General features: G+C 62.1%; 1 protein-coding gene. It reads left to right on the plus strand.

What is annotated here, in order from left to right; genetic code table 11:
- The first annotated feature begins 363 nt into the window (after positions 1-363).
- Positions 364-648 carry a DUF6124 family protein gene (locus ACE04F_RS15570; protein WP_486108007.1) on the plus strand — a complete coding sequence of 95 codons (285 nt, stop codon included), beginning with the start codon at positions 364-366 and terminating at the stop codon, positions 646-648.
- Positions 649-678: the final 30 nt, after the last annotated feature.

Raw genomic sequence — 678 nt, forward strand, 5'->3', positions numbered from 1 at the left:
CCCCCCCCCCCCACGAAAAGCCTCGGGGTTTACCGCGCGAGCCTCTGTGTAGGACCGAACTCCCGCGTCTTGCGCCTTTGCCTACAACTACGCCAGAATCCGCCGGCTTGTGCGCCTTGGGGTTGGGCTTTACTGTGGCCCGGTCGTTGAAAAATCAGCGATCGGGTTTGGTAGCCCGGGCTTTCGGTGCATAGCGTCACCTCTTGTGAGTGCAATCATGCGCTTCGCTTTATGGTGGCCCTGCGCAGGGTCTCTTCGGAGACGCCGGCTTCCGATGCCCGGTCTACCAACCTTCGTATGGCCACCACCCTTCGTTTGGTAGCGAGAGGGTTACGGCCCCTTCTGACGCATCGGAGATTCACCATGTTCAAACCAACACCCAACCCACCGGACACCGATCCGGCCGCCGCCACCGCCGCTCCAAGAGAAACCGATCCCGGCCAACTCTTCACCGTCATCAATGGCGTCGACACCGAATCCCTGCTCGCCAACCTCAGCGAAACCCTCGCCTCGGCCAACGCCATGGTCGGTTACCTGGCCTTCGATCTGGAAGACTCACGACGCCACATTGCGCTGGGCATCCAGCAACTGATCGAACTGGGCGCACTCCTGGCAAACCGCGCACTGGACAACGTCGACCCACGCTAGCCGCTGCAACACATCCCCCTGTGGGGGCGG

Source organism: Pseudomonas sp. AGC41, assembly GCF_057334555.1.